Source organism: Streptomyces sp. SID14436 (assembly GCF_010548465.1).
Classification (GTDB): domain Bacteria; phylum Actinomycetota; class Actinomycetes; order Streptomycetales; family Streptomycetaceae; genus Streptomyces.
Genome location: NZ_JAAGMD010000656.1, coordinates 1 through 8,358, shown reverse-complemented (window position 1 = coordinate 8,358; position 8,358 = coordinate 1). Strand labels below are relative to the sequence as shown.

Annotated in this window: 8 protein-coding genes and 1 pseudogene; 5 read left to right on the top strand and 4 right to left on the bottom strand. The window is 74.6% G+C overall.

Annotated features, from left to right (window positions below):
* Positions 1-344 (top strand): annotated as a pseudogene (locus G3I53_RS23260) (pyridine nucleotide-disulfide oxidoreductase); the annotation flags it as partial.
* A 30-nt stretch (positions 345-374) separates the two neighbouring features.
* Here G3I53_RS23260 and G3I53_RS23255 read toward each other — a convergent pair.
* The 4 genes from G3I53_RS23255 to G3I53_RS33425 form a co-directional block, all read right to left on the bottom strand.
* Positions 375-1,238 carry an SMP-30/gluconolactonase/LRE family protein gene (locus G3I53_RS23255; protein WP_164438734.1) on the bottom strand — a complete coding sequence of 288 codons (864 nt, stop codon included), beginning with the start codon at positions 1,236-1,238 and terminating at the stop codon, positions 375-377.
* Positions 1,235-2,008 carry an IclR family transcriptional regulator gene (locus G3I53_RS23250; protein WP_164333004.1) on the bottom strand — a complete coding sequence of 258 codons (774 nt, stop codon included), beginning with the start codon at positions 2,006-2,008 and terminating at the stop codon, positions 1,235-1,237. Before G3I53_RS23250 ends, G3I53_RS23255 begins: the two co-directional genes overlap by 4 nt.
* 246 nt (positions 2,009-2,254) lie before the next feature.
* The gene (locus tag G3I53_RS23245; protein WP_164346311.1) at positions 2,255-3,514 is read right to left on the bottom strand and encodes a helix-turn-helix domain-containing protein; all 1,260 of its coding nucleotides are present in this window, start codon (positions 3,512-3,514) and stop codon (positions 2,255-2,257) included.
* A gap of 3 nt (positions 3,515-3,517) precedes the next feature.
* Entirely contained in the window at positions 3,518-3,670 is a 153-nt protein-coding gene (locus G3I53_RS33425) for a hypothetical protein (protein WP_203592767.1), read from the bottom strand.
* Between the two features lie 221 nt (positions 3,671-3,891).
* Between G3I53_RS33425 and G3I53_RS23240 the strand changes: the two genes are divergently transcribed.
* From G3I53_RS23240 to G3I53_RS23225, 4 genes are all read left to right on the top strand, one after another.
* Positions 3,892-4,887 carry a DUF3068 domain-containing protein gene (locus tag G3I53_RS23240; RefSeq protein ID WP_164339001.1) on the top strand — a complete coding sequence of 332 codons (996 nt, stop codon included), beginning with the start codon at positions 3,892-3,894 and terminating at the stop codon, positions 4,885-4,887.
* A 302-nt stretch (positions 4,888-5,189) separates the two neighbouring features.
* Positions 5,190-6,377, top strand: a complete 1,188-nt coding sequence (locus tag G3I53_RS23235) for a glycosyltransferase family 4 protein (RefSeq protein ID WP_164339002.1) — start codon at positions 5,190-5,192, stop codon at positions 6,375-6,377.
* Positions 6,374-7,114, top strand: a complete 741-nt coding sequence (locus G3I53_RS23230; RefSeq protein ID WP_164339003.1) for a class I SAM-dependent methyltransferase — start codon at positions 6,374-6,376, stop codon at positions 7,112-7,114. Before G3I53_RS23235 ends, G3I53_RS23230 begins: the two co-directional genes overlap by 4 nt.
* The coding region (locus G3I53_RS23225; RefSeq protein ID WP_164438733.1) for an alpha-(1->3)-arabinofuranosyltransferase family protein at positions 7,111-8,358 on the top strand (1,248 nt) is incomplete at its 3' end. The genes G3I53_RS23230 and G3I53_RS23225, both read left to right, overlap by 4 nt.

Here is an 8,358-nt window from a genome sequence, read left to right as displayed (position 1 = left end):
GCCGGCGGGTGCTGCGCGGCGCCGCCCGGGCGGTGCACGCCGCGTGGTCGTCGGCCATCAGCCAGGACGTCCACTACCCGGGGGTGCGGGGCGGCCGGCCGGGGACGGCGGACCGGGTCGTCGGGGCGTACGCGCGCCGCATGATGCGGGCGGCCACCGGCTCCTACCCGGCGGCCCGGGCGGTCTGGGACGTCACCAGCATGCGCACCCCGGCGGTCCGCATGTTCCGCCCGGACACGGTCCTGGCCGTCCTGGCCGGTTCCCCGCTGCCGCCGTCGGCCGAGCCGCCGCTGACCCGTTCCGAACGCGAGCTGCTGCGGCGGCTGGACCGCACCGGCCGGTGAGCGGGGACCCGCCCGGGCGGGCGCCGTCGCTCAGCCGCCGAACACCGGCTGGACCAGGCCCCGGCCGGCCTCGGGGACGACCAGCAGGGAACCGGCCAGCGGGTGCGGGGCCGTCAGCCCCACGCGGGCCGTGGTGACGTACAGGTCGCGCAGGCCGGGCCCGCCGAAGGCGCAGGCGGTGACCCGGGGGACGGGGAGCGGGATCACCCGGTCCAGGGTGCCGTCGGGGGTGTAGCGGCGGACCGCCGCGCCGTCCCACAGGGCGACCCAGACGCAGCCGTCGGCGTCGACGGTGAGGCCGTCGGGGAAGCCCGCTCCCTCCTCGACGACGGCCAGGGGGCGGCGGCCGGTGACCCGCCCGTCGGGGCCGACGTCGAAGACGTCGACGCGGCGGGTCGGGGTGTCGATGTAGTACATGCGCCGGCCGTCGGGGCTCCAGCCGGTGCCGTTGCTCACCGTCACGTCGTCCAGCACGGTCTCGGCGGTGCCGTCGGGCAGGAACCGGGTGAGGGTGCCGCCGCCGGCGGCCTCGTCGTAGCGCATGGTGCCGGCCCACAGCGTGCCGTCGGGGGCGACGCCCGCGTCGTTGCCGCGGCGGCCGGGGACGGGCTCGCGGTGCAGCCAGCGGAACGTGTCGTCGGGGTCGAGCAGGCCGATGCCGTCGCGCAGGTTGAGGACGAGGCCGCCGCCCGCGCGGGGGCGGGCCGCGCCCACGTGCTGGTCCACGGTGCGCACGGTGCGCCGGCCGGTGGCCGGATCGTAGGTGTGCAGGCGGGCGGCGAGGATGTCGATCCACCGCAGGCGGCCGGCGGCCGCGTCCCAGACGGGTCCTTCGCCCAGGGTGGCCTCCGCGCGGACGGCGACCTCCAGGGCGGTGCGGGAACGGGAGGTCATGGCGTGCTCCGGTGGCCGAGCCGTTCGGACAGGTCGGCGGCGCCCTTCACGGCGAGGCGCTCCAGCTCGGCCTGCCGGTCGCGGCTCCAGCGGATCATGGGTACGGAGATGGACAGTGCGGCGACCACCTGCCCGGTGCGGTCGCGCACCGGCGCGGCCACACAGCTGACGTCGGGGTTGGACTCCCGGCTCTCCACGGCGACGCCCCGGCTCCGGATGCCGGCGAGGGTCTCGCGCAGCACGGCCGGGTCGGTGATGCTGTTGGGGGTCATCGCGGTCAGCCCGGCGCCGTCGGGCAGGCGCGCGGCGAGTTCCTGCTCGGGCAGGGAGGCCAGCAGCATCTTGCCCACGGAGGTGCAGTGCGCAGGCAGTCTGCGGCCGGCCGCGGACACCATCCGCACGGCGTGCGTGGAGTCGACCTTGGCGATGTAGATGACGTCGGTGTCCTCCAGGATCGCCACGTGCACGGTCTCGTCGCAGGTCTCGGCGATCGTGCGGGCCACCTGCTGGCCCTCGGCGGCGAGGTCGAGGTGTTCGGCGTAGCGGGCGCCGAGCTGGTACGGGCGGACCCCCAGCCGGTAGCGGCCGGGCTCGCCGGCCACGGGCACCAGGTACTTGCGGGCGGCGAGCGTGGTGACCAGCTCGTGGACGGTGGTGCGCGGCAGCTGCAGCTTGCGCACGATGTCGGGGGCGGAGAGCGTCCCGTCCCCGTCGAGGAAGAGCTCGAGGATGTCCAGAGCCCGGGTCACGGCTGGTACGAGGCGTCCCACGGCCGGTCCCCCTCCCTGTGTGTCTCAGGCGCCCGCTGCCGTTCGAGACGTCGGGTGGCCGGAGGGGCGGTTCCCGGTGCGTTCGATATTTCAACAGGCGATCGGAATGGCGAACACAGGCTAACCATCCGCACGAGCACGGGCAATGGGACCGGTGTGCCGGACGGCAGGCGGGAGCGGCGGACGTCGCGGCCGGGCGGGGCCGTGCGCGGCCGCGCGTACGGCCCCGGGAGCACGCGGCGGTGGTCAGCGGCGCACGCGGGGGTCCCCCAGTTCGCCCCGCAACCGCTGGGCGCGCAGGACGAGTTCCAGCTCGAAGCGGCGGTCCGGGTCGTCTATCTCGTCGCCCCACAGCTCCCGGATCTGCCGCAGCCGGTAGCGGACGGTCTGCGGGTGGACGCCGAGCCGCGCGGCCACCTCGGGCGCCCCGCCCCGGGTCTCCAGCCAGGCCAGCAGCGTCTCCGCCAGGCGGCGCCCGTGGGTGGGGCCGCAGTGGGTCAGCGGGGCCAGGCACCGCTGCGCCAGGTCGTCGATCAGCTCCTCGGGCTGGAGCAGCACCAGGGCCTCGGTGTGCTCGGTGCAGTGCAGCACCTCCCCGGCGGGCAGCAGCCGGCGTTCCATCAGGCGCACCGCGGCCTCCGCCCAGCGCAGCGACTTGGCCGCGTCGGCGACCGGCACCGGCGGGCCGATCGCGCCGGACCAGCCGGCCAGGGCGCGGTGCAGCAGTTCGGGGCGTCCGGCGGCGTCGGGGTCGGGGACGACCATGCGGGGCTGTTCGTACTCCATGTCGAGCAGGACGCCCTGCCCGACCGCGGGCGCCACCGCCTCGCGCGCGGGGCGCAGCAGGACGCCGACCGCGACCTTCTCCGGCAGCGGCCAGCCGATCCGGGCGGCGCGTTCGCCGAGCGCCTCGGCCGGGTCGCCCCGGTGGTGCTCGGCGAGCAGCAGTTCCAGCAGCCGCCGTTGCAGCCGCAGGCGTTCACCGGCCCGGCGGGCGGCGGCCTCGGCGTAGCCGCGCACGGACTGGTCCACGAGGCCGTCGAGGTACTCGTAGCCCGCGTCGACGAGTTCGTACATCGCGGGCGGCGGGATGTCGACGCGCTGGCCGATCTCGGCGAACCGGCGCCAGGCGAGCCGGACCCCCAGCCGGTAGATGGCCTGGAGGGAGTCCAGGGTCCGGCCGTGCAGGCCCTCTCCGCGGCCGAACTCCTGGAAGACGCCGGGCGGTACGGTCGGCCGGCCGGCCGAGTAGTCCGCGTGCTCCAGGTGGCCGACGAACACCTCGATGGCGCGCCGGATGCCGATCAGGGCCATGGGCTCGCCGGAGTCGTCGAGGACCACGGGCAGGTGCGGGTACTCGCGCCGGATCTCGTTCATGATCTCCTCGGCGAGCGAGGGTGCCTCGGCCATGGCGATCTCGGCGAACCGGCGCACCTGGTAGCGCGGTACGTCGTGCCAGGCGGAACGGGAGGTGACCGTCCTGACCGGGCCGGAGGGGGCCGTCACGGCTCAGCTCCCCTGCCCGGCCTGCTCATAGGTGATCATCGGGGTGTTGGGCTGGTCGGGCACCGCTTCGAGCAGTGCGACCACGCCGAACGCGGCGGCCACGGCCAGGGCCGCGCCGAGCGCGACGGTCAGCGCGGCGGCGAACAGTCTGGGCATCGCTGGGTCAGCCTCTCTGTCGGAGGTTCCCCACCCCCGCAACCGACCGGCCACCCCGCCCGTCCCGGCTCCAGTGTCGACGTGACATTGACACTCCGTCAAGGGGCGCATACCGTTCCCGGCCCATAAGGGGTGTCGGGTGGACCAGCCCTCTCGCATGCGCTCATGCCCACGGTGCCGCCCGTCGGCGTCGCACCGTCCCAAGCCCCTGGAGTGCCCGGATGCGCCGTACAGCTTCCCCGTTTTCCCTGATCCTGCTGGGTCTCGGCACGTTCCTGCTGGTGCTGGCCCCCTTGCTGGCCTGGTACGTGAAGCCCCGTGCCGCGGTCAACCCGGTCGACATCGACACCACCGCGGTCTACACCGGCCGGGGCAGCGTGTTCGACACCGGGAAGATCGAGACCGTGCCGGACCAGCGGATCACCGTCACCCAGCGGGTGCGCGGCAACGTCGAGGCGAGCGAGCGCAGCGGAAACGCCGTGTGGGACGTGATCACCACGGTCGACACGGACGAGTCGCTGCCCGCCGCGGACCCGCACGACGCGCTGGACTTCAACCCGCACCGCTGGGTGCTGGACCGCCGGACGACGAAGCCGGTGCACTGCTGCGGCGAGACGCCCCGCATCGAGGGCGAGGCGTACCTTAAGTTCCCCTTCGACGTGCAGAAACGCTCCTACCAGTGGTGGGACAACACGCTCGGGGACACCGTCGTGCTGAAGTACCGGGGCACGAAGAAGGTGCAGGGTTACACCGGCTACCGGTTCACCGGTTCGGTGCCGCCGACGAAGGCCGGCACGCGCCTGGTGCCGGGCAGCATCGTCGACCAGCCGGGCCGGCCGCAGGTGCTGGCCGAGGAGTGGTACGCCAACCACGGTGTGGAGCTGGTCGTCGACCAGCGCACCGGCCGGGTGATCTACGCGCAGACCGGGCCGAAGCGCACCCTGCGGGCGCCGGGCGCGGACAAGGACGCGGCGGTGCTGCTGGACGCCGAGAAGATCTCCTTCACCACCGCCACGCAGCGCGAGGCGGTGCGGCAGGCCGAGCAGGACAGCGGCCGGTTGCGGATGGTGGGCGAGACGCTGCCGGTCGTCGCGGTGGTGGCCGGTTCGGTGGCGGCGCTCGCCGGCGGGCTCCTGGTCGCCCGTGGGCGAAAGGAAGAGGACCGGCCCGATTCGACCGGTACGACCGGTTCGCCCCAGCCGGTGCTCACAAAATGACATGGCGTCAGCTTCAACAAAGCCGGAAATTGTCACATCGGTGAGTAGACCTGGCGGACGACTGGGCGAAAACTGTCCAACTCCACCCAAGCACTGCACGCCCACACCCCCGGACCGGCCGGTCCGGTCAGAGCCCTCACGGGACCTCTCCGGACCGGATCCCGCCCCTCACCGACCGCACCGCCCGCGCCGCCGACCTCACCCACCCCACCCCTGGCGCGGCTCGCCGCGTTCCACCCCCTCGCACCGCGTCCCGCGTTCCCCACGCAGAGTTCCGCACCCCGAGACGAGTTGGAGCACCGATGCCCCAGCACGTGCCGTCCCACCCCCCGCTCCCGGCCCCGGCCGGGCCGGCGGACCCCGCGCGCACCGCACCCCTCGGCGCGGTACCGCACCCTCCGGCGCTCCCCCCACAGCCCCGCCGGATCGTCTTCCTCGCCCACCGCGACCTGGCCAACCCCTCCGCCGGCGGCTCCGAACTGCTGGTGGACCGCCTGGCCGACGGCCTGACCCGGCTCGGCCACCAGGTCACCCTGCTGTGCGGGGGGCCCGCCTCCTTCCGCGACTACCGCGTGGTGTCCGCCGGCGGCGCCTACGGCCACTACCTGCGCGCCCGTTCCGCCTTCACCCGCCAGGTCGGCGACTGCGACCTGCTCGTCGAGGTGTGCAACGGCATGCCCTACCTGGCCCCGCTGTGGCACCGCGGACCCACCCTGTGCCTGGTCAACCACGTGCACACCGACCTGTGGGCGATGCGCTTCGGCGGCCCGCTGGCCCCGGCCGCCCGCCTCGGCCGGCGCCTGGAGCACTGGGCGCTCACCGGAGCGCGGCAGCGCGGCCTGCTGGTCGCCGTCTCCCCGTCGACCGCGCAGGCCCTGCGCGGGATCGGGGTGCGGCGCGAGCGCATCCGGGTCGTCCACAACGGTGTGGAGGAGCCCGGTCCGCGGACGGCGCGCTCCGCCGAGCCGCTGTTCGTGGCGGTGGGCCGGCTGGTCGAGTACAAGCGCATCGACCTGCTGCTGCGGCTGTGGGAACGGGTCCGCCCGGTCACCGGCGGCCGGCTGGTGATCGTCGGCGACGGACCGGAGCGGGAACGCCTGGAGCGTCTGGCCGGACCGGGCGTCGAGTTCACCGGGCACGTCTCGGAGGCGGAGAAGCACCGGCTGCTGTGCGCGGCCTGGCTGCTGCTGCACCCGTCCGCCGTGGAGGGGTGGGGCCTGGTGGTCACCGAGGCCGCCGCCCGCCGCACCCCGGCCGTCGCCTTCGACGTGCCCGGCCTGCGGGACTCCGTGGTGGACGGCGAGACCGGCGTCCTGGCCTGCGGCGAGTCCTCGTTCGCGGCCGCCTGGTGCACCCTGGCGCTGTCCGGGGCCCGCCGGGAACGCATGGGCGAGGCGGCCCGGGACCACGCCGCCCGGTTCCGCTGGGACCGCACGGTCCGGCAGTTCCGCGCGGTCGCCACCGAGGCGGTGCGGAGCTGGCAGCCATGAGTGACAGAGGGCCGAAGGACCCCTCGATACGCCGCTCCCTCGCCCTCTTCCGCGCCTTCCTGCGCGAGCAGGACGATCCCGACGCCTGCTACGCCCTGCTCGCCCGGGACGCGGCCGACCAGGTCGAGGCGTACGACGGCCCGGTGGCGGGCCGGGTCGTGGTGGACGTCGGCGGCGGCAGCGGACACTTCACCCAGGAGTTCCGCGCCCGGGGCGCTCACGCCTACCTCTTCGAGCCCGACGCGCGGGAGCTGGCGGAGAAGCCGCCCGAGGGGACCGTGATCGCCGACGGCTACCTGCTGCCGTTGTGCGAGGGCGCCGCGGACGTCACCTTCTCCTCCAACGTGCTGGAGCACGTGGCCGATCCGCAGACCTTCCTCAGCGAACTGGTCCGGGTCACCCGGCCCGGCGGGCTGATCTACGTCTCCTTCACCAACTGGCTGTCGCCGTGGGGCGGCCACGAGTGGGCCCCCTGGCACTACCTCGGCGCCGAACGGGCCCGCGCCCGCTACGAGCGCCGCACCGGCAGGGACGCCAAGCACCGGCTCGGCGAGAACCTGTTCCGCGTGCACATCGGCACCACCCTGCGGCTGGTGCGCGCCCGCGACGACGTCACGCTCGTCGCGGCGCGGTCCCGCTACTGGCCGTTCCTCACCCGGGCCGTGGTCACCGTGCCCGGACTGCGCGAGTTCGCTACCTGGAACCTCCTTCTCATCCTCCGGCGGTGTCCCGAATGACGACCACGGTCCAGGCTCCCCCTCCGGCAGCCGTCCCGACGCGCGCGGCCACCGCGGGCCCTCCCGAGGGCCCGCGGTCGCGCCGCTGGCTGCTGGGCTTCTGGGCGGTGGTGTTCGTCCTCCTCCTGGCGGTGCAGCCCGGCCGGCAGACCTTCGACACCAAGCTGGGCGTCACGGTCGCCCCGCGGCGGTTCTTCTCCGACCTGGGCCAGCTGTGGCACGGCCAGAACTCGTTCGGCGGCATCCAGGACCAGTACATCGGCTACGCCTGGCCGATGCTGCCGTTCCACTGGCTGGCCGACCTGGTGAACCTGCCGGTGTGGCTGGCGGAGCGGCTGTGGATGTCGCTGATCGTCGCGGTCGCCTTCTGGGGCGCCCTGCGCCTGGCGGAACGGCTCCGCGTGGGCAGCGGCGCCTCCCGGCTGCTGGCGGCCACCGCCTACGCGACGTGGCCGGTGTTCACCGCCGTCATCGGCTCCACGTCGGCCGCCGCGCTGCCCGGCGCGTTCCTGCCGTGGGTGCTGCTGCCGCTGGCCGACGAGCGGTACACGGCGAGGGTGGCGGCGCTGCGCTCGGCGCTGGTCGTGCCGTTCATGGGCGGGGTCAACGCGGCCTCCACGCTGGCCTCGCTGCTGCCGGTGGGCCTGTACCTGCTGTCCCGCCCGGCGGGGCCCCGCCGGCGCAAGCTGATCGCCTGGTGGACGCCCGCGATGATCGTGGCGACGGCGTGGTGGTGGATCCCGCTGCTGCTGCTCGGCGTCTACGGCGAGAACTTCCTGCCCTTCATCGAGACCGCGCGCACCACCACCGACACCATGTCGGCGACGGAGGCGCTGCGCGGCGGCGGCAACTGGGTCGCCTACCTGCACTTCGGTGAGGCGTGGCTGCCGGCCGGCTGGACCGTGGCCTCCTCGGTGCTCGTCATCGTGTGTTCCGCGCTCGCCGCCGGACTGGGCCTGGCGGGCCTGGCCCGGCGGGACGTGCCCGAGCGGCGCTGGCTGGTGCTGACCGTGCTGGTGACGGCGCTGGTGCTGATCGCCGGGTACGGCGGCGCGTCCGGCGCGCCCTTCCACGGCGTGGTGCAGGACTGGCTGGACGGCTGGCTCTCGCCGTTCCGCAACATCTACAAGTTCCAGACCGGGCTCGCGCTGGCGCTGGTGCTCGGACTGGCCCACCTGGTGGGGGCCGCCGCCGCGTCCCGCAGCGCCCGCCGCCCGGTGCGCGGCCGGCGCTTCGCGCCGCTG